The 26,074-nt window shown below is 69.8% G+C and carries 22 protein-coding genes; 8 read left to right on the top strand and 14 right to left on the bottom strand.

The features are described 5' to 3' along the window. Positions 1–181: 181 nt before the first annotated feature. Positions 182–1,849 carry an ABC transporter substrate-binding protein gene (locus BDW27_RS16360; RefSeq protein ID WP_110050036.1) on the bottom strand — a complete coding sequence of 556 codons (1,668 nt, stop codon included), beginning with the start codon at positions 1,847–1,849 and terminating at the stop codon, positions 182–184. Positions 1,850–2,205: 356 nt separating this feature from the next. Here BDW27_RS16360 and BDW27_RS16355 point away from each other — a divergent pair, with 356 nt between their 5' ends. Then, positions 2,206–2,610 carry a hypothetical protein gene (locus BDW27_RS16355; protein ID WP_017542581.1) on the top strand — a complete coding sequence of 135 codons (405 nt, stop codon included), beginning with the start codon at positions 2,206–2,208 and terminating at the stop codon, positions 2,608–2,610. Between the two features lie 228 nt (positions 2,611–2,838). Here the strand turns inward: BDW27_RS16355 and BDW27_RS16350 are convergent, their stop codons facing one another. After that, the gene (locus BDW27_RS16350; RefSeq protein ID WP_233515781.1) at positions 2,839–3,333 is read right to left on the bottom strand and encodes a hypothetical protein; all 495 of its coding nucleotides are present in this window, start codon (positions 3,331–3,333) and stop codon (positions 2,839–2,841) included. An 89-nt stretch (positions 3,334–3,422) separates the two neighbouring features. Beyond that, entirely contained in the window at positions 3,423–3,938 is a 516-nt protein-coding gene (locus BDW27_RS16345) for a gluconokinase (RefSeq protein WP_017542579.1), read from the bottom strand. Between the two features lie 120 nt (positions 3,939–4,058). On the opposite strand from BDW27_RS16345, the gene BDW27_RS16340 reads away from it, so the two are divergent. Further along, positions 4,059–4,766 (top strand): FadR/GntR family transcriptional regulator, encoded by a 708-nt coding sequence (locus BDW27_RS16340; protein WP_017542578.1) that lies wholly within the window; start codon positions 4,059–4,061, stop codon positions 4,764–4,766. Positions 4,767–4,770: 4 nt separating this feature from the next. Here BDW27_RS16340 and BDW27_RS16335 read toward each other — a convergent pair whose 3' ends face one another. Beyond that, positions 4,771–6,147 (bottom strand): GntP family permease, encoded by a 1,377-nt coding sequence (locus tag BDW27_RS16335; protein WP_017542577.1) that lies wholly within the window; start codon positions 6,145–6,147, stop codon positions 4,771–4,773. A 309-nt stretch (positions 6,148–6,456) separates the two neighbouring features. On the opposite strand from BDW27_RS16335, the gene BDW27_RS16330 reads away from it, so the two are divergent. Then, entirely contained in the window at positions 6,457–7,089 is a 633-nt protein-coding gene (locus tag BDW27_RS16330; RefSeq protein WP_110050032.1) for a DJ-1/PfpI family protein, read from the top strand. 54 nt (positions 7,090–7,143) lie between these two features. On the opposite strand, the gene BDW27_RS16325 is transcribed toward BDW27_RS16330, so the two are convergent. Next, the gene (locus tag BDW27_RS16325; RefSeq protein ID WP_110050031.1) at positions 7,144–8,157 is read right to left on the bottom strand and encodes a MerR family transcriptional regulator; all 1,014 of its coding nucleotides are present in this window, start codon (positions 8,155–8,157) and stop codon (positions 7,144–7,146) included. 119 nt (positions 8,158–8,276) lie between these two features. On the opposite strand from BDW27_RS16325, the gene BDW27_RS16320 reads away from it, so the two are divergent. The 4 genes from BDW27_RS16320 to BDW27_RS16305 all read left to right on the top strand — a co-directional run bounded on the left by BDW27_RS16320 (position 8,277) and on the right by BDW27_RS16305 (position 13,031). Next, positions 8,277–9,281, top strand: coding sequence for a low specificity L-threonine aldolase (locus tag BDW27_RS16320; protein WP_017542574.1), 1,005 nt, complete (start codon positions 8,277–8,279; stop codon positions 9,279–9,281). A 147-nt stretch (positions 9,282–9,428) separates the two neighbouring features. Next, positions 9,429–10,217 (top strand): IclR family transcriptional regulator, encoded by a 789-nt coding sequence (locus BDW27_RS16315; protein WP_110050029.1) that lies wholly within the window; start codon positions 9,429–9,431, stop codon positions 10,215–10,217. A gap of 372 nt (positions 10,218–10,589) precedes the next feature. Beyond that, positions 10,590–12,089 (top strand): glycerol kinase GlpK, encoded by a 1,500-nt coding sequence (gene glpK / locus BDW27_RS16310; protein ID WP_017542572.1) that lies wholly within the window; start codon positions 10,590–10,592, stop codon positions 12,087–12,089. Between the two features lie 180 nt (positions 12,090–12,269). Beyond that, positions 12,270–13,031, top strand: coding sequence for an MIP/aquaporin family protein (locus BDW27_RS16305; protein ID WP_026128909.1), 762 nt, complete (start codon positions 12,270–12,272; stop codon positions 13,029–13,031). A gap of 71 nt (positions 13,032–13,102) precedes the next feature. Here the strand turns inward: BDW27_RS16305 and BDW27_RS16300 are convergent, their stop codons facing one another. Further along, positions 13,103–13,957: a helix-turn-helix transcriptional regulator gene (locus BDW27_RS16300; protein WP_110050027.1), complete on the bottom strand. Its 855-nt coding sequence runs from the start codon at positions 13,955–13,957 to the stop codon at positions 13,103–13,105. A gap of 456 nt (positions 13,958–14,413) precedes the next feature. On the opposite strand from BDW27_RS16300, the gene BDW27_RS16295 reads away from it, so the two are divergent. After that, a complete protein-coding gene (locus BDW27_RS16295) occupies positions 14,414–15,982 on the top strand; it encodes a glycerol-3-phosphate dehydrogenase/oxidase (protein ID WP_110050025.1) in 1,569 nt (522 codons plus the stop codon). A 247-nt stretch (positions 15,983–16,229) separates the two neighbouring features. Here BDW27_RS16295 and BDW27_RS16290 read toward each other — a convergent pair whose 3' ends face one another. From BDW27_RS16290 to BDW27_RS16255, 8 genes are all read right to left on the bottom strand, one after another. Next, a complete protein-coding gene (locus BDW27_RS16290; protein WP_014912876.1) occupies positions 16,230–16,433 on the bottom strand; it encodes a cold-shock protein in 204 nt (67 codons plus the stop codon). 279 nt (positions 16,434–16,712) lie between these two features. Continuing rightward, the gene (locus BDW27_RS16285) at positions 16,713–19,214 is read right to left on the bottom strand and encodes a glycoside hydrolase family 2 protein (protein ID WP_110050023.1); all 2,502 of its coding nucleotides are present in this window, start codon (positions 19,212–19,214) and stop codon (positions 16,713–16,715) included. An 88-nt stretch (positions 19,215–19,302) separates the two neighbouring features. Further along, positions 19,303–20,214: an ATP-binding cassette domain-containing protein gene (locus BDW27_RS16280; RefSeq protein ID WP_110050021.1), complete on the bottom strand. Its 912-nt coding sequence runs from the start codon at positions 20,212–20,214 to the stop codon at positions 19,303–19,305. A gap of 4 nt (positions 20,215–20,218) precedes the next feature. Beyond that, the gene (locus BDW27_RS16275; RefSeq protein ID WP_017542566.1) at positions 20,219–21,172 is read right to left on the bottom strand and encodes an ABC transporter ATP-binding protein; all 954 of its coding nucleotides are present in this window, start codon (positions 21,170–21,172) and stop codon (positions 20,219–20,221) included. 1 nt (position 21,173) lies between these two features. Then, the gene (locus tag BDW27_RS16270; protein ID WP_110050019.1) at positions 21,174–22,085 is read right to left on the bottom strand and encodes an ABC transporter permease; all 912 of its coding nucleotides are present in this window, start codon (positions 22,083–22,085) and stop codon (positions 21,174–21,176) included. After that, complete coding sequence (locus BDW27_RS16265; RefSeq protein ID WP_110050017.1) at positions 22,082–23,077, bottom strand: ABC transporter permease; 996 nt, start codon at positions 23,075–23,077, stop codon at positions 22,082–22,084. The genes BDW27_RS16270 and BDW27_RS16265 overlap by 4 nt, the downstream gene beginning before the upstream one ends. Positions 23,078–23,144: 67 nt before the next feature. Next, positions 23,145–24,845, bottom strand: a complete 1,701-nt coding sequence (locus BDW27_RS16260; protein WP_199560669.1) for an ABC transporter substrate-binding protein — start codon at positions 24,843–24,845, stop codon at positions 23,145–23,147. 171 nt (positions 24,846–25,016) lie between these two features. After that, positions 25,017–26,063, bottom strand: coding sequence for a LacI family DNA-binding transcriptional regulator (locus tag BDW27_RS16255; RefSeq protein ID WP_110050013.1), 1,047 nt, complete (start codon positions 26,061–26,063; stop codon positions 25,017–25,019). Positions 26,064–26,074: the final 11 nt, after the last annotated feature.

Raw genomic sequence — 26,074 nt, 5'->3', positions numbered from 1 at the left:
AGCGTCCCCCGCCGGGGTGTGGCGGGACGGACGGATGGTCTCTGGGGGTACCCGGGGGGGTGCGGCGCGGTGTGCCTTGGGGCAGCGGACCGCCGGGCGGTGGCCGTGCGGCGGGCCCGACCGGTCAGGACCGGTCGGGCCCGGCGGAGGTCCCCTCCCAGGTCCGGGAGGGGTCTCGCGCCTACTTCCAGGAGGCCTCGGAGAAGTTCTCCTGGGTCAGGGGGCTCACGTTCGGCGGGTTGACGTCCCCGGAGAACGCGATGGAGGGCGGGGAGCTGGAGATGGGCAGCCCGGGCAGGACGTCCATCACCATCTCGTTGAGCTCCTGGTACCCGGCGATGCGCTCGTCGGCGTCGGGGTTGGTGCTCACTTCCTCCATCTTGTCGAAGAGCTCCTCGTCGTCCAGACCCCAGGCGCTGTTGGGGGTGGAGAACCAGGTGCCGATGAAGTTGTAGGCGTCGTTGTAGTCGCCGGTCCAACCGAGCAGGTACAGCGGGCAGTTGCCGCTGTCGGTCTGGTTGATGTACTCGGCCCACTCGAAGCTCTTGGCCTCGACCGTCACACCGGCCTCCTGGAGGTCCTCCGAGATGACGTCGAAGATGTCCTTGGGGGCGGGCATGTACGGGCGGGTGACCTCGGTCGGGTAGCAGAACTCGACCGTGAGGTCCTCCTGGCCCGCGTCGGCCAGCTTCTCGGCGGCCAGCTCCGGGTCGTACTCGATCTCGCGGACGTCGGGCGACCAGCCGTCGAGGGTGTCCGGGTGGAACTGCGAGGCGACCTCGCCGCCCTCGGGGAGGATGGTGTCGACGATGCGCTGGCGGTTCACCGCGTGCGAGAGGGCCTCGCGCACCTCGAGGTCGGCCAGGGCCTCGTCGTCCTGGTGGTAGGCCAGGTAGAGGACGTTGAACACGTCACGGGTGGGGACCTCGAACCCGGCTTCCTGGAGCGGGCCGACGTCGGCCGGGGCCACCAGGTCGTAGCCGTGGATGTCGCCCGCCTCAAGGGCCTGACGGCGGGCGTTCTCGTCCGGGATGGCCCGGATGATCATGTTCTCGAAGCCCGCCGGGTCGCCCCAGTAGTCGTCGAACCGCTTGAGGGTGATCTCGCCCTGGTCCTGGTTCCACTCCTCGACGGTGAACGGGCCGGTACCGGCGACCGTCCCCGGGACCTGGGTGTACTCGGGCAGGTTGGGGTTGCCCTCCTCACCCGTGATCTCCTGGCCCTCCATGGCCTCCAGGCTGGTGGGGCTCATGATGCCGAAGGCCGCGAGGCTGAAACCGCCCGGGTACAGGGAGGAGTACTCGCTGACCTCGATGACGGCGGTGAACTCGTCCTCGGCGTCACAGGAGACGAAACGCGGATCCGGCGCCGCGTAGGCCTCGTCGTTCTCCGCGAATCCACCGAAGATCTTCTGCCAGTAGTACGAGTTGTTCGAGCTCTGGTAGGCACCGGAGAGGTTGAACCAGCGGTCGAAATTGGCGCAGACCACCTCGGCGTTCAGGTCGTCGCCGTCGTGGAACTTCACGCCCTGCTGGAGGTTGAAGGTCCAGACGGTGCCGTCATCGGACTGGTCCCAGGATTCGGCCAGTCCACCGACGATTTCAGAACCGCCGGATTCGTGTTCGAGAAGGGTCTGGAAGACCTGGCGGCTGTACCGGAACGTCTCACCGTCGCTGGCGAGGAAGGGGTCGAGCGCGGTGATGTCACCGGCGGAGGCGAAGACGAACGGCTGCGAGTCGTCGCCGCTTCCGTCGGCGCGGTCACTCTCCGCACAGGCTGTCGCCACAAGCGTGAGCGACGCCGCGACGGCCAGGAGGCCGAGCGGCTTACGGGAAGACTTCGTGAACATGGTCCACCTCAGGGATGGGGGACGGGGGTTTGGGGCCCGGAACGATGAGTTGGACCCTAAACCGCACCATGACCACCTGGGAAGGTAGACGGCTGGGTATTAATACAACCGTTTCAGATCTGTGCCGTGATCCATAGATCGGCATTTGGCTCGCATGTGTTTAACTGAGCGTCGTCTTCCCCGGAGCCTCTCCCGCCCCAGGACGGTGACAATGGGTATTCACCCGAGCACAATTCCTCTTTCTTAATCCGATCATGGGATGAATGAACTTCAGTACCGAATGTCCGTTTTTTGTTTCCGTTCCGTGAACGGGGCCCGGGGCGCCGGAGGCGTGCGGTTCGTCCTATGATCTGCGGATGAACACTCCCCTAGACGACGCGGAGCTCACCGCGTTCCTCGAAGGCCAGGACACCACCTGGCTGGCCGAGCAGCTGATGCTCGTCGCCGACGAGGACCCCATCACCCGCATCCGCCTGAGTGCCGCGGCCGGAGCGGAGAGCGCGGTGGAGGAGGCCCGAGGCGTCGCGCTGACGCGGGTCACCGAGCACTCCCCCCAGGAGGCCGCGACCGACCCCGACGACGGGGACCCGCTGCACCGGTCGCTCGACCTGCTGGACGACCTCCTCGACTACGGCTTCGAGGACGAGGTGGGAGACATCGCGGACGAGGCCCGCGAGATCTACGTCAACCGTCACGGGGAGGACGGCAGCGAGCACCTCGCCCGCCTGCACGTCCTCGCGGACGGCGAGGAGGAGGACTGAGCGGCGGCACCTGAGGCGGGACCCCCGGACGGAAAGGGCCCGGCGGTGAGCGTCCCGTGACCACACGGGCCACGCGCGCCCCGGGCCCACGGCGTCCGGGTACCGCGCCGCAGCCGTGGTCGAGCGGGGACAACGACCCGCGTCGCCCCCAGGTCACCAAGTGCGAACCCCGCGAACGGGAAAGGGGTGCCCCGGCCAGTGGCCGGGGCACCCCTGCGTGACGAACTCCTAGGACTCGCACCAGCGGCGGACGTTGGTGCTCCACAGGGCGATGTTGGTGACGATGGCGAGGAGGGCCACCACCAGCGCGACCAGCAGCATCGGTGTGTCAGCGAGCCGGGCCGCCGTGTTGAGCGCGGAAACGGCCACGCCGAGGGCGACCACCGCGCCGAACTGGGCGGCACGCCACAGGACGTAGCCGGCACGGCGCACCGGCACCACCAGCGCGACCAGGCCCAGGGGGACTAGCGTCGCCAGGACCACCTGCACCCACAGGTCGCGCACGACCGGGGCGGGCGCGCCACCGTCCAGCGTCGCCCAGGCCTGGTAGGCCAGCCCGGCGAACGCGGCGGCGGTGACGAACATCAGGACACAGGTCTGCCGAACGTCCTGCGGGGGCCGCACACCGGGGCGACGCGCGGCGAGCAGGCTCTGCCGGGGGGCCGGAAGCACACTGAACGGCCGGGAGTCGGAGGATACGGGGGACGTCTGGGTGTCTTGCATGACGAACAGGTTCGCGTGCCGGGGCGTACTACACAAGTGGAGCAAAACCCCCGCGCATGTGGTGGTCGTCTCGCGGCGGTGGGCTCCGGTCAGGTGAGGGACAGGCCCAGCCGCTCCGACACGTACTCCAGGGCCTGCGCACTGAGCTGGGTGAGGTCGCCGCGCACGTCGAGCTCCAGGCCCTCCTCGTCCGGCCCCAGGCGCTCCAGGGTCTCCAGCTGGGAGCGCAGGAGCGCGGGCGGCATGAAGTGGTCCCTACGGGCCTCGATCCGCTCCCAGATCACCTCCTCCGTGCCGTGCATGTGGATGAAGTGCACGCCGGGCGCCCCTCGGCGGAGCACGTCCCGGTAGGAGCGCCGGAGCGCGGAGCAGGCCATCACCGTGGACTCGCCCAGCGCCTCGTGCGCGGCGATCCAGTCGGCGAGCTCGGCCAGCCAGGGCCACCGGTCGTCGTCGGTCAGCGGTACCCCGGCCGACATCTTGGTGATGTTGGCCTCGGGGTGGAAGGCGTCGGCCTCCGCGAAGGGCAGTTCGAGGCGCGCGGCGATCCGCTCGGCGACACTGGTCTTCCCGCTGCCAGATACGCCCATGAACACGAAATGCATGCTCTCTCCGAGTCTTGGCCCGCCGCCCGTGCGCGACGCCGCCAGCAATAGTGATATCAATCAATCCGGCTAGGCTGCTCCGTGACCCCGACCGCATCGCAGGAGATTCCGAGGGACGAGATGGCCACCGAGCACCGAACGCTGCACAACCGGGTGCTGGCGGTGCTCGGTCCGGCGATCGCCGCCGGAGAGTACGCCCCCGGCCACGCCTTCACCCTCCAGGGTCTGGAGGGCGACTTCGGCGTGTCCCGGACGGTCGCCCGCGAGGCGGTCCGTGTCCTGGAGTCCATGGGACTCGTGTTGAGCCGCCCCCGGACCGGTATCCGGGTCCGGCCCCAGCGGGACTGGAGCGTCTTCGACCCCCAGTTGATCCGCTGGCGACTGGCCGGATCCGGCCGCATGGAGCAGCTGCGCTCCCTCAACGAACTCCGGGCCGCCGTGGAACCCGGCGCCGCCGCCCTGGCCGCCGAACGCGGACCCGCCGACGAGCGGGCCCAGCTGGAGGTGGTGGCCGACAGGATGACCCTGACCGGCCAGGCGGGCGAGCTCACCACGTTCATGGAGCTCGACATCGCCTTCCACCGTCGCGTCCTGGAGCTGTCCGGCAACGAGATGCTCTCCGGTCTGGCCGAGGTGGTGACCGAGGTGCTCGTCGCGCGGACCTCCTACGACCTGATGCCGCACAACCCCCGCCCGGAGGCCCTGCGCCTCCACATGACGGTGGCGCGGGCCATCCGGGACGGGCTGCCCGACGTGGCCGAGGCGGCCATGCGGTCGATCGTCACCGAGGTCGCGGACGCCCTCAGGAACGACGCTCCCGGCCACTGAGGGCCTACAGGACCAGGTACAGGGCGAAGGCGAACCCGAAGCCGATGAAGCCGATCAGTGTCTCCATGACGGTCCAGGTCTTGAGCGTCGTCCTGACGTCCATGCCCAGGAACCGGCCGACCAGCCAGAACCCGGAGTCGTTGACGTGGGAGAGCGCGGTCGCGCCGGAGGCGATCGCGATGACGATCAGGGCCAGGTCGATGGAGCTGAGGCCGGAGGTGGCCTGCACAGCCGGAGCGATCAGACCGGCCGCGGTGGTGATGGCGACAGTGGCCGAGCCCTGGGCGACACGCAGTGCGAGCGCGATGACGAACGCCGCGACGATGACCGGCATGCCTGTGGACTCCAGGCTTCCGGCGAGGGCGTCACCGATGCCGCTGGTGCGCAGGACACCGCCGAACATGCCGCCCGCGCCGGTGATGAGGATGATCCCGCAGACGGGGCCGAGCGCGCCGCCGACGATCTCCTCGACCCGCTGGCGGGTGAAGCGCCCCTGGCTGAGGACGACCATCGCGTACAGCACGGTGATCAGCAGCGCGATGGGCGTCTCGCCGACGAGCCGCAGTGACTGGACCCAGACGGCGTCAGCGGGAACGGCTCCGGTCGCGGAGAGGGTGGCCGTGCCGGTGTTCGCGAAGATGAGCAGCATCGGCAGCAGCAGGATGCTGACGACCGTGCCCAGGCGGGGCGGGTTCTCATGGGTGACGTCGCCGTTGGACATGATGTCGTCCGGCACGGGGATCTCGAAGCGCTTCCCGGCCCACAGGCCGAACAGGTAGCTGGCCAGGTACCAGGTGGGGATGGCCAGGAGGACGCCGACGAGCAGGGTCAGGCCCATGTCCGCGCCGATCTCCACGGCCGCTGTGACGGGGCCGGGGTGCGGCGGCACGAAGGCGTGCATGACCGCGAAGGCACCGGCGGTGGGCAGGGCGTAGGTCAGCACCGAGCCGCCCACGCGGCGGGCCACGCTGAAGACGATCGGCAGCATCACGATGAGGCCGACGTCGAAGAAGATCGGGAAGCCGAAGAGCAGGGAGGCCACGCCCAGGGCCATCGGGGCGCGCTTCTCACCGAACAGCTTGATGAGCGCCCCGGCCAGGACGGCGGCGCCGCCGGTGACCTCCAGCATGCGGCCGATCATCACACCCAGCCCCACGAGGAGGGCGACGTTGGCGAGGGTGCCGCCGAAACCGTCGAGGAGGGTGGGGACCACCCCGTCGACCGGGATGCCCGCGGCCAGCGCGGTGAGCACGCTGACCAGCACCAGCGCGATGAACGCGTGCATCTTGAAGCGGATGATCAGGAACAGCAGGAGCGCGATGGCGCCCGCCGCGATCCCGAGGAGGGGACCCGTGCCGTAGACGGGTTCGAAGTTCTCCACGACGGAGCCTTCCAGTGGACGGGACGGTGGAGCTTGGTCGTGCGAGGACACGCCCTTGACCTGCTCTTGGACCAGGCTCCGAGAATGGTAATACCATTTGTGAGCATCTGTGAACACCGCTATCGATTTTGTGAGTGTGACCCACGACACACATGCCGGTGCGACGCAGATCAGGACAGGAAAGCCCGAAGTACACCGGACCGCATCTCCACGTCACCAGCGGATAGAACGGGTCACTTGTGGGACCGATGTGCCGTCCACGGTGCGCGGAGATTGACACCCCACCCACCCAGACCCCAACCTCATGCCATGAGCGCTGAGCCCACCCCCTCTCTGCACCTCGCCGTTTACGACCGGATGGCCGACTGGCACTACGGCCACACCGTCGCGCAGGTGCGGGAGGGACTCGGTCCGCACCGAACCGGCAGCCTCCCTGTCGTCACCGTGGGGCTCACCGGGGCACCCGTGACCACGGCGGGCGGCCTCACGGTGCTCCCCGACCTCACACTCCCCCAGTTCAAGCCCTCCACCAGCGCGATGCTCCTGCTGCCCGGATCGCCTGACTGGGACGACGATCCGGAGTCGCTGGCGCCCCTGGCCTCGGCGGCGGGCATCCTCCTGGACGCCGGGATCCCGGTGGCGGCCATCGGCGGCGCGACCGCCGGGCTGGCCAGGGAGGGGCTCCTCGATCACCGCGACCACACCAGCTCCGCCCCCGACTACCTGCTGGGCACCGGGTACGCGGGCAGCCACCGCTACCGGGAGGAGCTGACCGTCACCGACGGGGACCTGGTCACCGCGGGCGCCAGCGCCCCGGTCGAGTTCGCGCGGGCGGCCCTGGCCCGGCTCGGCCTGCTCAGCCCGCGCGCCCTGGACGCCTGGTACCGGCTGCACGCCCTCCATGACACGGACGCCTACCTGACGCTGTTGGAGGAGGCCTGATCCGCCAGGGCAGGCCCGGCCGCCCCCTGGCCGTCGGCGACCGGACCGTCGCCCTCAGGAGCCGGTGACGGTGGCACTCATGGCGTCGGCGATCCAGACGTAGGGAGTCGGGTCCTCGTCGCGGTCCTCGGGAACACCGTTGATGACGGCCACCAGGGCCAGGTACCGGCCGTGGGTGTCGTCGTAGACGGGCCCCTCGGAGACCGCGTCCTCCTCGGCGATCCGGCGCAGGAGGTCGGGGACCTGACGGAACCCGTCGGCCATCCGGGCACGCACCGCCGGGGTGAGCGGGGTGTCGGACAGGGCGACCGCCGCCTCCATGAAGCGTGTGACGGCCGACTGCGCGCGTGGGGACCGGGGGGACTCCCCAGCACGGTAGGCGGCGAGGAGGTCCTCCATGAGGGGCGCCCCGCTGTCGTGGATGAAGGACTGGAACGGCTCGGTGGCCATCGTCCGTGCCTCGGGGGCCGAGTAGGTGTCCCGGAGGTGGGCGTGGACCGCGTCGCGGAACTCCCGGTCCCGCACCAGGTCGGCCAGGGTGATCCAGGCCTCCAGCTGTGCGGCGGTGGGCTCCTCGGGCAGGACCGGGCGCATCGCGCGCAACCGGTCGACGAACCCGTCCGGCACGTCGAGCCCCTCCGCGACGTCGTTCCAGAAGTCGTCGATGGTCCGCTCGCGCTCCTCGTCGGTCATCGTCACCAGTCGGTGCATCAGGTCGGCCCGTGCCGTCTCACCCCCCTGGCTGATCAGGGCCCTGAGCACCGCCCGCCTGGCCCTCAGGGTGCGCTCCCGCCGCTCGACGATCCCCAGGTGGGTCACGAGCACGCCGTGCAGGGTCGCCTCGCCGGCGAGCAGCCTCCGGATCTCGCTCAGGTCGGTGTCCAGCTCGCGCAGGGTACGGACGAGTTCCAGCCCGGCGATGGCGTCGACGTCGTACATCCGGTGCCCGGACGCGTTCACGCCCGTGGGTCGCACGACCCCGGCGTCCGCGTAGTACCGGACCGCGCTGACGCTCAGCCCGCTGCGGCGCGCGGCGTCTCCTATGGGGTACAGCTCTTCGTGGTTCATGGGGACCACTGTGGTGCCTCAAGCCGCTTGAGGCGCAAGCCCGTCCGCACCGGCCCGGTCCGGGTTCCGTGGGGCCCGCGCAGTATCGTCGTGGGCGCACCCCACGCCGAGGAGGAACCTTGATCGACCTGCGTTCCGACACCCTGACCCACCCCACCCCCGCGATGCGCCGGGCCATGGCCGAGGCCGAGGTGGGTGACGACGTCTTCGGCGAGGACCCCACCGTGCGCGCGCTGGAGGAGGAGACCGCCGCCCTCCTGGGCCGGGAGGCCGCGCTGTACGTGCCCTCCGGCCACATGGCCAACCAGCTCGGCCTGTACGTGTCCACCCGCAGCGGCGAGGAGGTGTGGGCGCACGAGCACCACCACCTCATCGGCGACGAACAGGGGGCCACCGTGGTGCTCGCCCGCGCCCTGCCCCGGCTGTACTCGGGTGAGCCGTTCCCGCCCCAGGAACTGTTGGAGTCGTGGATGGCGGGCGTCGGCGACGTGCACCGGGCCGACCCCGCCCTGGTGTGGCTGGAGAACACCTTCTCGGGGCAGGTGGTGCCCCTCGCCGAGCAGCGCCGGGTGACGGACTTCGCGCACGCGCACGGTCTTCGGGCCCACCTGGACGGGGCCCGGCTCTGGAACGCCGCCGTCCACCTGGGGGCCTCCCCCGCCGAGGTGGCCGCCGGGTTCGACACCGTGTCGGTCTGCTTCTCCAAGGGCCTGGGCGCCCCGGTGGGCTCGGCACTGGTCGGTGACACCGACACGGTCCGGCGCGCCCGGCGCGGCCGCAAACTGCTGGGCGCGGGCATGCGTCAGGCGGGGATCATCGCGGCGGGCGCGCTGCACGCGCTGCGCCACCACCGGGAGCGACTGGTCGAGGACCACGAGCGCGCCGCCCGGCTGGCCGGGCGGCTGGAGGGCCTGCCGGGGGTGTCGGTCGAGGCCCGGACCAACATGGTGCTGCTGACCACCCCGGAGGGTCGGGCCGGACGGTACCTGGAGGCCATCGCCGCCGAGGGGGTCCGGGCGATCGGCGGGGGTGCCCGCGTACGGCTGGTGCTGCGCCAGGAGATCACCGACAGCGACGTCGAGGAAGCGGCGAAGGCGATCACCAGGGCGGCCGCGTCGGTCTGATGTGAACGACCGCAGGTCAGCGCGGTGCCGCGTCGGTAGACTTGGCCGATCACGTGCGAACCCGGGGCGCCGACAGGTGTTGCGCATCACATCGCGTAGTAGCATCGGGCGTATGACATTGTCGTACTAGAGAGTGGTAGCACCGCAATGCCGGGAAGAATCCAGTCCATCGAACGCGCCGCCGCCATCCTCCGGCTCCTGGCCAGTGGCGCCCGCGGACTGAGTCTGGCCGAGGTCTCCCGCTCCCTGGAACTGCCCAAGGGCACCGCCCTGGGCATCTTGCGCACCCTCCAGCACGTGGGGTTCGTGGAGCAGGACCCGGAGTCGGGCCGCTACCGCCTGGGCGGCGGGATGCTCAGCCTGGGCACCCGCTATCTGGACGGGAACGAACTCCGCACCCGCGCCCTGAACTGGGCGGACACCCTGGCCTCGCGCAGCAGCGAGAGCGTGCGCATCGGCACTCTGCACAAGCACCAGGTCCTGGTGGTCCACCACGTCTTCCGCCCGGACTCCTCCCGGCAGACCCTGGACGTGGGCACCCTGCTGCCGCTGCACTCGAGCGCCCTCGGCAAGGTCCTGATGGCCTTCGACCCCCTGGCCGTGCCCGAGGAGGTCTCCGCCGTGGAGACCGACTCCCCCGTCGAGCTGACCGCCTTCACGCGCCACACCGTGACGTCGATGGCGACGCTGGAGGGCCAGTTGTCGGAGATCCGCGACAACGGCTGGGGCTGGGAGGCCGAGGAACTGGTGGACGGCGAGGTCTCCATCGCCGCCCCCATCCGCGACCGTCGGGGGGTGACCGTCGGCGCCATCGGGGTCCGGGGCGCCGTCGAGCGCCTGCGCGGTGAGGACGGCAAGCCCGACATGGAGCAGGTCTCCTACGTGCGTGACGCCGCCCGGGCCATCTCCCGCGAGCTGGGCGTCACACCCTACTGAGCCCTGCCTCACCCGCTCCTCCCGGGCTTCGCACCCCCTCCCCCGGCCGCGTGCCTCCGGGCCGCCGCGCGCCTTCACACGCCTTCCCATGCCCGCCGGGCAACGGCGGGACCAATGGCGGTCACCGCTTCGCCCCACTTTGGGTCAGCGCCCGGAGTGGTGCTTTCCGCGTCCGCGCCCGTCCTGAGACAGTGTCCGCGCGACCGCGTGATCCACGCAACACGATTGCGTCACACGGCCTTGACATGGGAAGGAAAAACGGTTGAAACTATCGCCTATTCATACGTCAATGTCGTACATCGTTCGGTGAGCACCGCCGATCACACCGATTCCCACCCCAATCCAGAGCCGTCCACCTGAAGGCGAGCACCGATGAGTCAGCAGTACGTCGCCGCGATCGACCAGGGCACCACGTCGAGTCGCTGCATCCTCTTCGACCGGGACGGACGCATCGTCTCGGTCGACCAACGAGAGCACCGACAGATCTTCCCGAAGCCCGGTTGGGTGGAGCACGACGCGCTGGAGATCTGGACCAACGTCGAGGCCGTGGTCCAGGAGTCCCTTCGCAAGAGCGACATCACGCCCGACCAGATCGCCGCCATCGGCATCACCAACCAGCGTGAGACCACCCTGCTCTGGGACCGGGAGACCGGCGAACCGGTCTACAACGCCATCGTCTGGCAGGACACCCGCACCGACGACATCGTGCGCGAGCTCGGCGCCGACGGCGGCCAGGACCGCTTCCGCCCCAAGTGCGGCCTCCCCCTCGCCACCTACTTCTCCGGGCCCAAGATCCGCTGGCTGCTGGACAACGTGGACGGTGTCCGGGAGCGCGCCGAGCGCGGCGAACTGCTGTTCGGCACCATGGACACCTGGCTCATCTGGAAGCTGACCGGCCGCCACGTCACGGACGTCACCAACGCCAGCCGCACCATGCTGATGAACCTGGCCACTCTCGACTGGGACCCCGAGGTCCTGGAGGCCATGGAGATCCCGGCCAGCCTGCTGCCGGAGATCCGTTCCTCCTCGGAGGTCTACGGCGAGTCCACCGGCTACCTGGCGGGTACCCCCGTGGCCTCCTCGCTGGGCGACCAGCACGCCGCCCTGTTCGGCCAGACCTGCTTCGACCCGGGCGACGTCAAGGGCACCTACGGCACCGGCACGTTCCTGGTGATGAACACCGGAACCGAGCCCGTGACCTCGAACAACGGCCTGCTCACCACGCTGGGCTACAAGATCGGCGACGCCCCCGCCGTGTACGCCCTCGAGGGCTCCATCGCGGTCACCGGCTCCCTGGTGCAGTGGCTCCGCGACAGCCTGGGCCTGATCTCCTCCGCGCCCGAGATCGAGACGCTCGCGCGGACCGTCGACGACAACGGCGGCTGCTACATCGTCCCGGCCTTCTCCGGCCTGTTCGCCCCGCACTGGCGCAGCGACGCCCGGGGCGTGATCGCCGGGCTGACCGGCTACGTGAACAAGGGCCACATCGCCCGCGCGGTCCTGGAGGCCTCGGCCTGGCAGACCCGCGAGGTCGTCGACGCCATGAACGCCGACTCCCAGATCGACCTCACCACGCTGAAGGTCGACGGCGGCATGACCGCGGACAATCTGCTCATGCAGATCCTCTCCGACGTGCTCGACGCCGAGGTCGTGCGGCCGATGGTCGCCGAGACCACCTGTCTGGGCGCGGCGTACGCCGCCGGTCTGGCGGTCGGCTACTGGCCCGACATCGAGACCCTGCGCGCCAACTGGCACAAGGCCGCCGAGTGGAACCCCCGGATGGAGCCCGCGGTCCGGGACCGCGAGTACCACAACTGGAACAAGGCCGTGCAGCGCACCCTTGGCTGGGTGGAGCACGAGGACGCCAAGTAGCACCGGGCCGGCGGGGGGCCGGGTCGGTCACGCGAGCGACCCGCCCCGGGTGAACCGGCCCTCGCGACGACCGCGTTCCCGGGGCTCCCCCGTCACCAGGGGCCCGTGGCGCGGACCCCGGACACCGGGAGGTGTCCGGCCCATCCATCTCGGCAGCCCCGTCACGGGGCGGAGGTCTCCATGGAAAACATGTCGGTGTACCTGGCGGAGTTCGTCGGTACGGCCATCCTGATCCTGCTCGGCGGCGGTGTCGTCGCCGGCGTCTCACTCGCCCGTTCCAAGGCCCTCGCAGGGGGCTGGATCGTGGTGACGTTCGGCTGGGGTATGGCGGTCGCGATGGCGGTCTACGTCGTCGGCGCCGTCTCCGGCGGCCACATCAACCCGGCCGTCACGCTCGGCCTGGCCAGCATCGGCGAGTTCGAGTGGGCGCTGGTGCCCGGCTACATCATCTCCCAGCTGTTGGGTGCCATCGTCGGTGCCTGCCTGGTCTTCCTGGCCTACTTCGCGCACTGGAGGATCACCGACGACTCCGAGGCCAAGCTCGGTGTCTTCAGCACGGCGCCCGGGGTGCGCAACCCCGTAGCCAACCTCACCACGGAGATCATCGGCACCGCGATGCTGGTGCTGGGTGTCCTCGGAATCGGCGGCAACGAGGGGTCGGTCACCAAGGGCGACGCCGACCTGTCCGCCATGTTCGCGCACGGACTGGCTCCGCTGCTGGTCGGTCTGCTGGTGCTGGCGATCGGCCTGTCGCTCGGTGGCCCGACCGGGTACGCCATCAACCCGGCCCGTGACCTCGGTCCCCGTATCGCGCACGCGCTCCTGCCCATCCCGGGCAAGGGCTCGTCCGACTGGGGGTACGCCTGGATCCCGGTGGTCGGCCCCCTCGTCGGTGGTGTGATCGGTGCCTGGATCTGGCACCTGACCGGCTTCGGTACCTGAACCGGGTCACCACCCGCGCTCGTTGGGGCGCCCGGCCGCGGCCGGGCGCCCTCCGGCGTTCACGGGACCCTTCACGGGCCCAGGTGGAACTCCTCCAGGTAGTCGAGGGTCTCCCCGGGCCGCAGCGCCACCAGTCTGAGGTGGTTGACCAGCTGCTGGTAGCGGGCGACCTCGTCCGGTTCCTCCAGGTAGATGCCGTCCGTGGCGGTCTCCAGGTAGACCACCGTGGGGTCGATGGCGTGGGGGAACTCCAGGATCACGCAGGAGCCCCCGGCCCCGGGGTTGAGTTTGGCGGCCCGGGTCATCTGCACGGTGACGTTGGGCCGTTGGGCCATCTCCAGGATGTGTTTGACCTGGGCCCGACGGACCTCGGGGTGGTCGTGCAGACGCAGCAGGGCGCCCTCGTCGAAGATCGCGCACAGCTCGGGAGGGTCCTGGTCCTCCAGGATGCGCTGGCGGGTCATCCGGGCGTCGATGTCCCGGCGGATCTCCTGGGGGTTGGCCAGGCAGGCCTGTGCGGCGACCCTCATGTACTCCGGGACCTGGAGGAGTCCCGGGATCACGACGGGCTGCCAGGACGTGATGCGTCTCGCCTCGGTCTCGAATCCGACGAACCGGGCCGCGAGCACGTCGCGGTACCGGGACCACCAGCCGCGTTCCAGGGACTGTCGGCACAGGTCGAGGATCTCGTCGAACTCTCTCCCCCGGGGGACCTCGCAGGCGTCCAGGATCGCCCTGATCTCCGGAACGCTGGGCCGTTTCTTGACCCCGGACTCGATGTTGGAGTAGGTGGACTTGGACAGGCCAGCGGCCGCCGCGGCCTCTTCGCTGGTCTTGCGGGCGGCGAGCCGCACCCGCCGCAGTTCGGCGGAGAGCCGGCGCCGCCGGATCGTGGGTGAGTACCTAGTGGCCATGATGGGGTTCATCGTAGGACCGGAGATGCCTCCCAAGCGGGACAATCCGGGGAACTCGAAGTCCAGACATCCATCTCGATCGAGGAATCGGGAAACCAGCTTTCTCGATCCCGGATTCCAGCCTCCTGTGGGGACGAACTCCGCCTGTCACGCCTTGGTACGACATGCCCGGCAGTGCGCCGCTCCACTGGATCGCGTATCGGGTGTCTGGTCCGGCTCCCTCCACACCAGTTCGACAATGCCGAACCGCAGTGGACAACCAGCGACCACCCGACCCCCCAGAGTCACACCAGTCCTCACGGGAACCCGCACAACCCCGCTCCTCCAGCCCCGATTCCCGTAACCGTGGCGCCGATCTCCTGAATCGTTCGGCATTGTCGTATTATGCGTACGACACCCACCTGAAACGTGGAGCCCGTTCAGGTACGTGCGGTAACGCCCCCCTCCCCAACGGACGGAGCACCAGCCATGACCGCCAGCGCCCACCGCAGTGACGCCCGAACCCACCGAGCGCGCACGCGCGAGGAACTCACCCGGGGCACCTTCGACCTCCTCGTCATCGGCGGCGGAATCCTCGGCACCTCCGTCGCCTGGACCGCCACCCAGGCGGGCCTGCGCGTGGCCATGGTGGACGCGGGCGACTTCGCCGGAGCCACCTCCAGCGCCTCGTCCAAGCTCGTGCACGGCGGACTGCGCTACCTCCAGACCGGCAACCTGCGCCTGGTCGCGGAGAACCACAAGGAGCGGCGTTCGCTCGCCTCCGACGTGGCCCCGCACCTCGTCAACCACCGGCCGTTCCTCGTCCCCGTCTACTCCGGGGGACCGCACGGCGCCGCCAAGATGGGAGCGGGCGTCTTCCTCTACTCCGCGCTGTCCGCCTTCGGCGACGGTATGGGCCGCCTGCTCTCGCCGCTCCAGGCCAAGCGACTGGCGCCGGGACTGCGCACCGAGGGGCTCAAGTCGGTGGCCGCCTACAGCGACCACCAGATGAACGACAGCCGCATGGCGGTCATGACCGTCCGGGCCGCCGTGGACGCCGGGGCCGTGGTGCTCAACCACGCCGAGGTCCGGGGGCTGCGGACCACGCGCGGCCGGGTGACCGGCGCCGACCTGCACGACCGGGTGAACGGCGACGACTTCGGAATCGACGCGCGCCTGGTCCTCAACGCCACCGGACCCTGGGTCGACCACCTGCGCCGGATGGAGGACGCCGCCGCGTCGCCCAGTGTGCGGCTGTCCAAGGGCGCCCACCTGGTGCTGAGCACCCCCGACCCGTGGAGGGCCGCGCTCACCATCCCGGTGGACAAGTACCGGGTGTCGTTCGCCATCCCGTGGGAGGGCCACCTGCTCCTCGGCACCACTGACGAGTCCTACGAGGACGACCCGGCCGAGGTGGGCGTGGTCCCCTCCGACGTCGACCAGATCCTCGGGGAGGCCGCGCTGGGCATCGACGCCTCCTACCTCGACCGCGACCGCATGACCTATTCGTTCGCGGGGCTGCGCGTGCTGCCCGGGGGCCCCGGGGACACCAGCTCCGCCAAGCGGGAGACCGTGGTCACCCAGGGGCGGGGAGGCATGCTCTCGGTGGCCGGTGGCAAGTGGACGACCTACCGGCACATCGGCCGGACCGTCCTGGAGGAGCTGCGCAAGGTGTCGGCGGTGCCGCTGGCCGAGGACATGGCCGACCCACTGCGGACCGTGCCGCTGCCCGGTCTGGCCAGCCCCGACGCGGTCGCCCAGCGCCTGATCATCGACCGCGATCCGGGTGCCCGCCTGGACCCGCTGGTGGCCCGGCACCTGGCGTCGCACTACGGAAGCCTGGCCCTGGACATCGCCGGCCTGGTGCGCGACCAGCCGGAGCTGGGCGAGCGCATCCACCCGGACGGTCCGGACGTCTGGGCACAGGTCGTGTTCGCCCGCGACCGCGAGTGGGCCGTGACCGTCGACGACGCGCTGCGCCGCCGGACCACTGTCACCGTGCGGGGCCTGGACACACCCGAGGTGCGCGAGCGCACCCGCGCCGTCCTGGAGGCCTGAGCCCCCACAGGAGGGCCGTGAGCCCTCGGGGAAGGCTCCTCACACACACCGGGACCCCGGGGCCGTCAGTGACGGCCCCGGGGTCCCTCGCGTGCGACCGGGGTTGACCCTCGGGGCCCCGGGACCGCCGCCGGACGGGCGGCGCCCGTACCCCGGACACGCGAACGCCCCCGGAGAGACGAACTCTCCGGGGGCGTTCAGCGACGTTCACGCCCACGAGGGGCGACATCGCTACGTCTATGCGGTCTTAGATCGCGACGACGTTCTCGGCCTGCGGGCCGCGGGTGCCAGCGACGATCTCGAACTCCACGCGCTGGTTCTCCTCCAGGTTACGGAAGCCCGTGCCCTGGATGGCGCTGTAGTGAACGAAGGCGTCGGGGCCACCGTCGTCGGGGGAGATGAAGCCGAAGCCCTTCTCGCCGTTGAACCACTTCACAGTTCCCTGAGCCATGTTTTCTCCTTCAGCTCGGTGTACACGGACGCATACTCACACGCCCGAAAATTGCCGCGAGCCGACTCCAAGAGAAACCGCCCGCCGGTCACAAACTCCGCGGGCAAGACACCAACTGCGAAATTCAACGACTAACAATCTTCTTTGAAGGTACCACAGCCGCGTCGGGTGGCGAGGGTTTTCGATGTGGCAACCCGCACGGCCCGTCGAGGAATACCGACGGGCCGGGCGGGGAACGCGTGTGATCCCTGTGGCGACCACCGGAGTGTCACACGCACATCACCCAGGGTTCACCAGGGCGTCGTTGACGCACCTCAGCACGGGTGGCTCCGTCACGGCCCCCGGGTCGAGAGCCGCACCGCCCACCACAGTGAAGGTGTGCGACTCGTCGGGCAGCAGCGTCACCAGAGCGCTGTCCACGCTCACTCCCGGATCGAGTCTGTCGACGTTCAGGACCAGATCCCGCAAGAGCACGCGAGCACGGACCGTCACCCGCAAATCGGAACCGTCCACCCGTGTTTCCACATCGAATTCGGGCTTTCGGTACTCCAGGTCGAGATCGCGGGAGAAGAACCACCACGCCCGCTCCCCCACGCCGTCGACGGTCAGCACCTCGCGGGCGGGCTCTCCCGGCTCGGCGAGCCCCGAGGGCACCGGTACGCGCAGCGCGCCACGCGGCGCCACCCGCACCTCGTGCGTGGAGGCCGCCAGTGCCCTCCCGGTGGCGGTGTCCCGACGCGCGAGGGTCACCTCGGTGGTCCACTCCTCGTCGGTGTCGTTACCGAGGACCACGTCCAGCCCGCCCGGGGCGGGCTGGACCGTCGCCACCCGGTCCGCGTACACGCGCCGCAGCGCGTACCACAGGGGCTTGCGACGCCCCGCGCCGTCGACCGCCGCCCACGATGTGACCGGCCAGCAGTCGTTGATCTGCCACATCACCGTGCCGGTGCAGTACGGCCAGGTGGACCTGAAGTGCTCGATCCCCACGGTCAGGGCGCGCGCCTGGTTGACCTGCGTGAGGTAGTGCCAGTCGTCGTACTCCCACTCACGGTCCCCGAAGTGCGCGGCGAGCCCGCGCGCGAGCTTGCCGTTGCCGTCCTCGGCCTTCTGGTGGTGCAGCACGCCCGGGGAGGTCGGGGTGAGCGGGTCGTCGGTGACCGCGCCCCGCAGGGTGGCGTGCGCGGGCGGCGCCTGGTAGCCGAACTCGGCGGCGAACCGGGGACGGTGGTCGCGGTAGACGGTGTAGTCCTCCTGGTTCCACACGTCCCACAGGTGCATGGTGCCGTGCTCGGCCGCGTTGGGGTGGAGCCCCTCGCCCTCGGAGTAGGGGCTGCCCGGCCAGTAGGGGCGTGTGGGGTCGAGTTCGGCCACCGCGCGGGGCAGCACGTCCAGGTAGTACCCGGCGCCCCAGGCGCGGCCATCCAACCGTTCCTTCCACCCCCAGTCCTCGTGACCCCAGATGTTCTCGTTGTTGCCGCACCACACCGCCAGGCTGGCGTGCGGGGCCAGCCGGACGACCGCCTCGCGCGCCTCCGCCTCGACCTCGGAGGCCAGCGGCTCGTCCTCTGGGTAGGCGGCGCAGGCGAAGAGGAAGTCCTGCCAGACGAGGATCCCGCACTCCGAGCAGAGTTCGTAGAAGTCCTCGGACTCGTACATCCCTCCGCCCCACACCCGCAGCAGGTTGATCCCGGCGTCGCGGGCCTGTTCGATGCGTTCCCGGTAGCGGTCCCGGCCGATCCGGCTCGGGAAGGCGTCGTCGGGGATCCAGTTGGCTCCCCTGACCAGTACGTCGCGGCCGTTGACCTGGACGGCGAAGCCCGTTCCCTCGCGGTCGGGCTCACTGCGCACGGCCACGTTCCGGAAGCCGATCCGCCGCTCCCACGTGTCGAGCGGGGGGGTGCGCGGCCCGGCCCCGGAGAGCTCCACCACGAGGTCGTGCAGGGGTTGGTCGCCGTGACCGCGCGGCCACCAGAGCGCGGGTTCGGTCACCACGAGGTCCAGGACCGCCTCCGTCCGCCCCGGTCCGAGGGTGACGACCGCGGAGGCCCCGGCGACCGTCGCCGTGAGGGTGAGGGGGAGGTCCGCGCCGGGCCCGGTACGCTCCACCTCCACGTGGGCGCTGACCCGGCCGAGGGAGCCGTCGTCGGAGACCGAGACCAGGGGCCGCACCGAGGCCAGGCGCGCCGTGGACCACGCGTGCAGGCGGATCGGCCGCCAGATCCCGGAGGTGACCACGGTGGGCCCCCAGTCCCACCCGAAGTTGCAGGCCATCTTCCGGATGAACTGGTAGGGCTCGTCGTAGGCGCCGGGCAGCGCGCCCATGCGCTCCCGGTTCCCCTCCGCGTACCGGTAGGGGGACGTGAACACCACGTCCAGTTCGGGGGCCGGGCCGCCCTCGGTCAGCGCCCCGGTGACGTCGAAGCGGTACGAGCGGTGCATGTTGGCGGTCCGTCCGACCTCCCGGCCGCCCACCCGGACTTCGGCGACGGTGTCCAGTCCCTCGCAGACCAGGTCCACCCGTTCGGCTGCCCCCACCGACGGGTCCAGGCCCTCCAGGGTGCGCCTGTACCTCCAGTCCGTGCGGCCGATCCAGCCGAGCCCGTCCTCGTTGTCGTCGAGGTAGGGGTCCTCGATCAGGCCCCGGTCGAGGAGGTCCGTGTGGACACAGCCCGGCACGGTGGCCGGGACCCCTCCCAACGCGGCGGCCGGGTCCGGCACGGAGCCCTCGTGGGGCACCGCCGTCAGGGTCCAGCCCTCGCACAGGTCGAACCAGGAGGTCATACGCGCTCCCTCTCACTACTGCCTGGGTACCGCTCCGGTACCGCGGTGTTCGGTCCGGGGCGGGCCCGGCGAGGGCCCGGCCCCGGGGTCAGGTCTGGTCGATGCCGACGAAGTGTCCCTTCTCTACCTCCACCAGCGGCGCGGAGTCGTCGCCGTCCGCGACGGTGGGCAGCTCGACGTCCTCGGGCGGGTTCGCGGCCAGCTCCGCGTCCACCTCCGCCCAGGTGCGGTGCAGCTGCGGCACACACGAGAGCAGGTGGCGGCTGTAGGGGTGCAGGGGGTTCTCGAACACCCTGCGGGTCGGCCCCATCTCCGCGATGGCGCCCTTGCGCAGGATCACCGACCGGTCGCTGACGTAGTTGCCCAAGGACAGGTCGTGGGTGACGAACAGGATGCCCAGGCCGCGCTCCTTGAGGTCGCCCAGGAGGTTGAGGACGTCGATGCGGGTCGAGGCGTCCAGCATGCTGATTATCTCGTCAGCCACCAGCAGCTTGATGTCGAGCAGCAGCGCCCGCGCGATGAGCAGGCGTTGCAGCTGCCCGCCGCTGAGCTGGTGCGGGTACTTGTTCAGCACGTTCTCCGGGTCCAGTCGGACCGTGCCGATCGCGGCCAGGACCTTGTCCCTCCAGTCCGCGTCCGACATCTCGGGGAAGTAGGAGGAGCGGATCATGGAGAAGACACGGTCGGCCTTGAAGATCGGGTTGAAGGAGCTGAACGGGTCCTGGAAGACCCCCTGCACCCTTCGGTAGTACTCCTTCTTGGCGGAGAACCCGCGGATCCGCGAGACGTCCGCACCCTCGAAGCGAATACTCCCGGAGCTGATCCGGGTCAGGCCCAGCACCATCTTGCCGATCGTGCTCTTGCCGCTGCCGCTCTCCCCGATCAGCGAGACGACCTCGCCGGGCTTGACGGTGAGGTTGACGTCGCGCACCGCGCGCAGCTTCGCGCCGCCGAACGCGCCCACCCGGTACACCTTGTGCACGTGGCTCAGTTCCAGCACGGCGCTACCTCCCCGTCTTCCAGCAGGCGGCCCAGTGGCCGGGGTCGATCTCCACCAGCGGCGGCACCTCGGAGCACTCCTCCGAGGCGATGGGGCAGCGGTCCTTGAACCGGCAGCCCGTGGGCGGGTTCAGCAGTCCGGGCGGGGTGCCGGGAATGCCTTCCAGCCGCGCGTCCTCCGTGGTCGTGCCGACCTCCGGCAGCGCCCCGATGAGCATCTTGGTGTAGGGGTGCCGCGGTGCGTTGATGATCGTGCTCGCCGGGGCCTTCTCGGCGATCCGGCCCGCGTACATCACCATGACCGTGTCGGCCATCTGGTAGACCAGCGAGATGTCGTGGGTCACGAAGATCATGCTCTTGACGTAGCCGCGGTCGCGGAACTCCACCATGGACTCGGCCACCGACCGCTGGGTCGACACGTCCAGGGCCGACGTCGCCTCGTCGGCGATGAGCAGGGACGGGTTGAGCAGGGTGGCCATCACCATGACCACCCGCTGCTTCATGCCGCCCGACAACTCGATCGGGAACCGGTTGAGGACGTCGGGGTCGAGTCCGACCAGCTCCAGTCGGCGCCTCAGCTCCTCGGCGACGCTGGCCGGGCGCACGCCGCGTGCGCGCAGCAGCTCGTCGATCATCCGCCCGATCTTGCGGGTGGGGTTGAGGGCGCTCATGGCGTACTGCGGGACGAGCGAGATCTCGTGGTAGCGGAACGGGTTCATCGCGCGGTCGTCCGCGATGGGGACGTCCTTCCCGTCCAGCTCGATGGTGCCGTCCACGTGCCGCATCCGGCCGTCCAGCCGGATGAGGCTCTTGCCGAGGGTGGTCTTGCCGCAGCCGGACTCCCCGGCCAGCCCCATGATCTCCCCGTCCGCGAGGTCGAAGCTCACCCCGTCGAGGGCGTGGACGTCCCCGCGCAGGGTCTGGTAGTAGACCTTCAGGTCGTTGACGCGCAGGGTCATCTCACAGCTCCCGCAGCTTGGGGTTGAAGACCTCGTCCAACCCGACGTTGAGGATGTACATCGAACCGACGAGGAGGGTGATCCCGGCACCCGGCGGAACGAACCACCACCACATGCCGAGCTGGAGGGCGCTCCACCCCCCGGCGTTCTCCAGCATCAGTCCGAGGGAGACGCCGCCCGCCGGGCCCAGGCCGATGAAGTCGAGCCCGGCCGCGATGAGAACGGCCCCGCCGAACAGCAGGATGAACGACATCACCAGGTACGAGCTCATGTTGGGGGCGATCTCGCTGGTGATGATCCGCCAGGTGCGCCGTCCGCTGAGCCGGGCCAGGTCCACGTAGTCGCGAGTGGCCAGGGTCAGGGCCTGGGAGCGGACCGCGCGGGCCGCCCACGGCCACGACGTCAGTCCGATGAACAGCGCCTGGACGACCAGTCCGCGCACGTCGAGGTAGGCGACAGCGACGATCAGCACGACCATGCCGGGCAGGACCAGCACGACGTTGGTGAGCATGTTCAGGATCTCGTCGACGACCCCGCCCTTGTACCCGGCCACGAACCCGACGGTGGTGCCGACGATGAACGCGATGCCGCCACCGAGCACGCCGGTGAGGAACGTGGAGCGCAGACCGTAGACGAACTGGGCCCAGATGTCCTGGCCGAACGTGGTGGTGCCCATCCAGTACTCGGAGCTGGGCGGCTGGCTCTGCGGGCCGACGTAGACGTTGGGACCGTGGTCGATGAACAGGGGGCCGACGAGCCCGATCGCCAGGAGGGTGAGCACGATGCCCGAGCCGATGAGCAGCTTGGGGTTGCGGCGGGCGAAGTGCAGGGTCTCGGACACCTTGCGTTCGCCGGACGCGTCGGGGGCGCCTCCGGTGTCGGTGGCCCCGGGTGCCCCGGGGATGTTGCTCATGACGCGCCTCCCGTCATCTGGACGCGCGTACGCGGGTCGACCAGGACGTAGATGATGTCGATGATGAAGTTGGCGATCAGCACGCCGATGACCACGAACAGGAAGATCCCCTGGAGCAGGAAGAAGTCGCGGTTGTTCAGCGAGTTGAGGATCAGCGTCCCCAGGCCGGGGTAGTTGAAGACGATCTCCGTGAGCAGCGCCCCGGCGATCAGTGTGCCCAGCTGGACGGCGAGTCCGGTGATCTGCGGCAGCATCGCGTTGCGGAACGCGTAGCGGCGGATCAGGCGGCGGGGGGCGCCCAGTGCCTGGAGGTAGTTCGAGTAGTCCGCCTCCAGCTCGTAGATGATCATGTTGCGCATGCCGATCGCCCAGCCGCCCAGGGCCACGACGAACATGGACAGGAACGGCAGGAACCAGTGGGAGATCAGGTTCGAGATGAACGTCCACGACCATGAGGGCGTGAGCGCGAAGCTGTACCCGCCCGCGGTCGGGAAGAAGCCGCCGACCACCGACAGCGAGTAGGCCAGCAGCATCGCGATCCACATGTAGGGCATCGCGGTGAGGATGTAGCCGATCGGCAGGACGGTGTTGTCCAGGATCTTGCTCCGGGCCGCGAAGGCGCCGAAGCGGTTGCCGATGATCCAGCTGAGGATGATGGCGGGGAGCAGCAGGGCCAGGGTGAAGGGCACGTGCCGCAGGATGACGTCGGTGACGGGCTCCGGGTAGAGCCACACGCTGAGCCCGAGGTCACCTCGGAAGAGACCGGCCCAGAAGCTGAAGTACTGCTGGTGGAGCGGGGTGTCGAGGCCGAAGACCTCGTTGTAGTAGGCGGTCATCCGCTCCAGGGCCTCCGGGTCGGAGACCGAGGCCCTGCTGAGCATGCTCCGGACGGGGTCGCCCGGCATGAAGCGCGGGATCATCCAGTTGATGGTGACCGCCACGACGAAGGTGATGCCGTAGATGCCGATCTTTCGGCCCATGTAGCGCCACACGGGTGTCCTCCAGGTGTGGGAGCGCGGGTGGTGGGACGCTCCGCGCGGGGAGCGTCCCACGTGTGCGCTATTCGGCCAGTTCGATCTCGGCGAGGGTGTAGATCGCGCCCATCTGGTACATGTTGTTCCACATGGTGGCGAAGTTGTCGGGAGTTCCCTCGTCCTCACTGGGCCAGTTGGTCCACACCTGGTTGCTGGCCTGGGACCACATGCCGTTGTACCAGAGCGGGATGATCGGCAGGTCGTCCAGGAAGATGCCCTGGAGGTCGGAGGTGATCGCGGCCATGCCCTCGGCGTCCTCGGCGGGAGTCGCGGCCAGCTGTTCGGTCAGCTCCCAGGCCTCCTCGTTCTCGTACCGGGCGTAGTTGGCCGTGGTCTGCTGGTCGCGGATCGGCAGCTGGAAGATGAAGTCGTAGTACGTCCAGGGCGTGTTGCTGAGGCTCCGGTCGTTGTTGATCATCAGGTCGAACTCCGCCTTGCGGAAGTTCTCGATGAGCAGTTCGTGCTCGGGGAAGGCGGGTTCGACCTTGATCCCGACCTCCTGCGCGTTCTCGGCGATGACGTTGGCCGCCTCCATCCAGTCGCTCCAGCCCGAGGGGACCTCCAGCGACAGGGTGATGGGTTCGCCGTCGGGGGTCTCGACGAAGCCGTCACCGTCCTCGTCCAGGTAGCCGGCCGCCTCAAGGATGGCCACGGCCTCGCCGGAGTCGTAGGTGAAGCCCTCGTCCGCGACCAGTTCGTGGTCGATGTACTCCTCCCACTGGGGGAGAAGGCCGGTGGGGTCGGCCGCCTCGACGAGGTTGGTGTAGGGGCCCTCGACGATCTGGCTGGTGTCGACGGCGTGGGCCAGCGCCCGCCGGAACTCGGGGTCGCCGAGGGCGGGGTGCTCGTGGTTGGGGACGAGCCAGGCGGTGTTCGCGGACTGCATGTAGGGCGGGCCCGCGAAGTAGCTGGTGATGTTGTTGTCGTTGCTGATGACCTGGTCGATGCCGGGGAGGAAGTTGTTGGAGAGGTCGACCTCGTGGTTGTTCAGCATGTTCATCGTGACGTCGTTGGACGCGTTGACGATGTCCACGATGTAGGTCGGCTTCATCTCCAGGTCGAGGGCCTCGGTGCCCCACCAGTCGTCGTTGCGCCGCCAGACCATGCGGTCGTCCGCGTGGTTCTCGTAGACGTAGGCACCGGTGCCGACCGGGTCGCGGTTGGGGTCGTCGTTGACCTGTTCCTGGCTCTTGTCGGCCCAGATGTGGTCGGGGACGATGGCACGGTTGGCCACCCAGTTCATCCACTCCTGCGGGCGCGGGTCGGAGAAGGTGAGGGTCACCTCGCGCTCACCGGTGGCCTCGGCGCTTTCGAGGTAGTCCCAGACGTTGCTGTAGTGGATGTCGAAGTGCCCGAGCTCCAGAGTGGTGACCACGTCCTGGGCGACCAGGGGTTCACCGTCGGTCCACTCGACCCCGTCGCGGAGGGTGATGACGTGCGTGTTCTCGTCCGGCCACTCGTCACTCTCGGCCAACCAGGGCGTGTACGCGCCCTCGCTGGGGTCGAAGACGAAGAGCGGCTCGTAGACCAGACCCACGGTCCCGACCGCGTAGTTGCCCTCCATGATCGGGTTCCAGTTGGTGGGGGGACCCCAGGCGGTACCTGTGGTGTACAGCGTCTCGTTCCGGGGGTAGCCCCCGGAATCGCCCCCTGCGCCCTCGCCCGAGCACGCGCTGGCCACCAGCACCAGCGCCGCCAGAGCGGCGGGAAGCCTCAGAGATCTCATCTCGACTCCTCCTTCCACCCGGTCGGCCCTTCGTATGGGGGGAAGCCGATCCTGACTCGAAAGGCTGGGAGCGCTCCCAAGAGAGGGAGCGAAGGACCGTTGCTGAACCGGGTAAGTGACGTTAACAACAACATGGACCGGCGAACCCCGTCAATCCCCGACACTTCGGTGTTATCCGCTTGTAACAGCGGATTCAGGGTCCCCCACCAGCACCCCCGTGCTCCCCCGTGGGTGCAGCTCCCCCACCGGAGTCTCCTCGCTCTCCACCCGCTCCTCGTCCAGGACCCGGGCGAGCATCGCCGCGACCTGGCGTCCGTGACCCACCACGTCCCGGCTGATCGCCGTCAGTGAGGGCCGCACCAGGCGGCACAGCGTGGAGTCGTCCCACGCCACGATCGACAGCTGCCCGGGCACGTCCACGCCCATCTCCCCCGCCACGCCGAGCCCGGCCACCGCCATCAGGTCGTTGTCGTAGACCAGCGCGGAGGGCGGGTTGGCGGAGGCCAGCAGGCGCCGGGTGGTCCGGGTCCCCGCCTCCCCGGTGTAGTCGGCGTTCACCGAGTACGCTCCGGACAGGCCCGCGCCGGCGGCGGCCTCCTCGAAGGCGGCGCCGCGCACCCGGGTGTGCACCAGCTCCTCCGGCCCAGCGATCCGGGCGACGCGCCGGTGCCCGAGCGCCGCGAGGTAGTGGACCACCTCCCGGACCGATGCGCCGTCGTCGGTGTACAAGCAGGGCAGGCCTCCCACGCCGTCCGGGCCGCCCAGAACCACGGCGGGCAGGCCCAGGGAGCGGACCGCGGCCGGCCGGGGGTCGTCCGCGCGCAGGTCGACCATCACCACCCCGTCCACCCGGCGCTCCGAGGCCCACCGCCGGTACACCTCCAGCTCCGCCCCGGCGTCGTCGGTGACCTGGAGCAGGAGGTCCACCCCGGTCGAGGCGAGCTCCGTCTCGATACCGGAGACCAGCTGCATGAAGAACGGTTCGATGCCGAGCGAGCGGGCCGGCCGGTCCACGACCAGCCCGACCGCGCCGACCCGGCCGCCCGGGGACAGCGCGCGGGCCGCCTTGCTGGGAGCCCACCCCAGGTCGTGGGCGATGTCCAGGATGCGCCTCCGGGTCTCCTCGGAGACCCCGGGGCGCCCGTTGAGCGCGTAGGAGACCGCCCCCTTGGACACCCCCGCCGCGCGGGCGATGTCCATGATCGTCGGCCTCCGCATCAGAGCACCCA

Origin of the sequence: Nocardiopsis sp. L17-MgMaSL7 (assembly GCF_003182025.1) — a bacterium.
Taxonomy (GTDB): domain Bacteria; phylum Actinomycetota; class Actinomycetes; order Streptosporangiales; family Streptosporangiaceae; genus Nocardiopsis; species Nocardiopsis prasina.
This window is presented reverse-complemented; position numbering and strand designations above follow the sequence as displayed.

Coding starts and splice junctions, on each gene's coding strand:
- BDW27_RS16360 (WP_110050036.1), bottom strand. CDS start 1,849: ATGTTCACGAAGTCTTCCCGTAAGCCGCTCGGCCTCCTGGCCGTCGCG.
- BDW27_RS16355 (WP_017542581.1), top strand. CDS start 2,206: ATGAACACTCCCCTAGACGACGCGGAGCTCACCGCGTTCCTCGAAGGC.
- BDW27_RS16350 (WP_233515781.1), bottom strand. CDS start 3,333: ATGCAAGACACCCAGACGTCCCCCGTATCCTCCGACTCCCGGCCGTTC.
- BDW27_RS16345 (WP_017542579.1), bottom strand. CDS start 3,938: ATGCATTTCGTGTTCATGGGCGTATCTGGCAGCGGGAAGACCAGTGTC.
- BDW27_RS16340 (WP_017542578.1), top strand. CDS start 4,059: ATGGCCACCGAGCACCGAACGCTGCACAACCGGGTGCTGGCGGTGCTC.
- BDW27_RS16330 (WP_110050032.1), top strand. CDS start 6,457: ATGAGCGCTGAGCCCACCCCCTCTCTGCACCTCGCCGTTTACGACCGG.
- BDW27_RS16325 (WP_110050031.1), bottom strand. CDS start 8,157: ATGAACCACGAAGAGCTGTACCCCATAGGAGACGCCGCGCGCCGCAGC.
- BDW27_RS16315 (WP_110050029.1), top strand. CDS start 9,429: ATGCCGGGAAGAATCCAGTCCATCGAACGCGCCGCCGCCATCCTCCGG.
- glpK (WP_017542572.1), top strand. CDS start 10,590: ATGAGTCAGCAGTACGTCGCCGCGATCGACCAGGGCACCACGTCGAGT.
- BDW27_RS16305 (WP_026128909.1), top strand. CDS start 12,270: ATGGAAAACATGTCGGTGTACCTGGCGGAGTTCGTCGGTACGGCCATC.
- BDW27_RS16300 (WP_110050027.1), bottom strand. CDS start 13,957: ATGAACCCCATCATGGCCACTAGGTACTCACCCACGATCCGGCGGCGC.
- BDW27_RS16295 (WP_110050025.1), top strand. CDS start 14,414: ATGACCGCCAGCGCCCACCGCAGTGACGCCCGAACCCACCGAGCGCGC.
- BDW27_RS16290 (WP_014912876.1), bottom strand. CDS start 16,433: ATGGCTCAGGGAACTGTGAAGTGGTTCAACGGCGAGAAGGGCTTCGGC.
- BDW27_RS16285 (WP_110050023.1), bottom strand. CDS start 19,214: ATGACCTCCTGGTTCGACCTGTGCGAGGGCTGGACCCTGACGGCGGTG.
- BDW27_RS16275 (WP_017542566.1), bottom strand. CDS start 21,172: ATGACCCTGCGCGTCAACGACCTGAAGGTCTACTACCAGACCCTGCGC.
- BDW27_RS16270 (WP_110050019.1), bottom strand. CDS start 22,085: ATGAGCAACATCCCCGGGGCACCCGGGGCCACCGACACCGGAGGCGCC.
- BDW27_RS16260 (WP_199560669.1), bottom strand. CDS start 24,845: ATGAGATCTCTGAGGCTTCCCGCCGCTCTGGCGGCGCTGGTGCTGGTG.
- BDW27_RS16255 (WP_110050013.1), bottom strand. CDS start 26,063: ATGCGGAGGCCGACGATCATGGACATCGCCCGCGCGGCGGGGGTGTCC.